This is a genomic window from Arthrobacter liuii (assembly GCF_014639275.1).
Taxonomy (GTDB): Bacteria; Actinomycetota; Actinomycetes; order Actinomycetales; family Micrococcaceae; genus Arthrobacter; species Arthrobacter liuii.
The window spans coordinates 1-1,310 of sequence record NZ_BMFW01000075.1; the positions used below are offsets into that span (position 1 = coordinate 1).

The window sequence follows — 1,310 nt, forward strand, 5'->3', positions numbered from 1 at the left end:
CATGCTTGAATGCCACAACTTCGGCGGTGTACTTGAGCCCCGCTACATTGTCGGCGCGGAATCACTTGACCAGTGAGCTATTACGCACTCTTTTAAGGATGGCTGCTTCTAAGCCAACCTCCTGGTTGTCTTCGCAACTCCACATCCTTTCCCACTTAGCACACGCTTAGGGGCCTTAGTTGGTGGTCTGGGCTGTTTCCCTCTCGACTATGAAGCTTATCCCCCACAGTCTCACTGCCACGCTCTCACTTACCGGCATTCGGAGTTTGGCTGACGTCAGTAACCTTGTAGGGCCCATTAGCCATCCAGTAGCTCTACCTCCAGCAAGAAACACGCAACGCTGCACCTAAATGCATTTCGGGGAGAACCAGCTATCACGAAGTTTGATTGGCCTTTCACCCCTACCCACAGCTCATCCCCTCCATTTTCAACTGAAGTGGGTTCGGTCCTCCACGCCGTCTTACCGTCGCTTCAACCTGGCCATGGGTAGATCACTTCGCTTCGGGTCTAGATCACGCCACTCACACGCCCTATTCAGACTCGCTTTCGCTACGGCTGCCCCACACGGGTTAACCTCGCGACGTAACACTAACTCGCAGGCTCATTCTTCAAAAGGCACGCCGTCACCAGAATCAGACTGGCTCCGACGGATTGTAAGCACACGGTTTCAGGTACTGTTTCACTCCCCTCCCGGGGTACTTTTCACCTTTCCCTCACGGTACTGGTCCGCTATCGGTCATTAGGGAGTATTTAGGCTTATCAGGTGGTCCTGACAGATTCGCACGGGATTTCTCGGGCCCCGTACTACTTGGGATACTCTCACAGGCGGCACAAACACATTACGGTTACGGGACTAACACCCTCTCTGGCCGGCCTTTCAAAACCGTTCACCTATGCGCGCACATCACACCCCACCAGCCCGGCAGAACTGGTATGGAAAGTCCCACAACCCCGACCATGCAACGCCCGCCGGCTATTCACACATGGAACGGTTTAGCCTGATCCGCGTTCGCTCGCCACTACTAACGGAATCACTATTGTTTTCTCTTCCTGCGGGTACTGAGATGTTTCACTTCCCCGCGTTCCCCCCACGCACCCTATGTGTTCAGGTACGGGTCACCAGGCAACTCACGCCCCTGGCGGGGTTTCCCCATTCGGACACCCTGGGATCACAGTCCGGTTATCGACTCCCCCAGGCTTATCGCAGATTCCTACGTCCTTCTTCGGCTCCTAATGCCAAGGCATCCACCGTGTGCTCTTAAAAACTTGACCACAAAGATCAAAAAACTAATTTCGAGAGAACCACGAAA

The 1,310-nt window shown here is 54.2% G+C and carries 1 rRNA gene; it reads right to left on the reverse strand.

Going from position 1 to position 1,310, the window contains the following annotated elements:
- Positions 1–1,272: ribosomal RNA gene (locus IEW19_RS23125) — 23S ribosomal RNA — on the reverse strand; the annotation flags it as partial.
- Positions 1,273–1,310 lie beyond the last annotated feature (38 nt).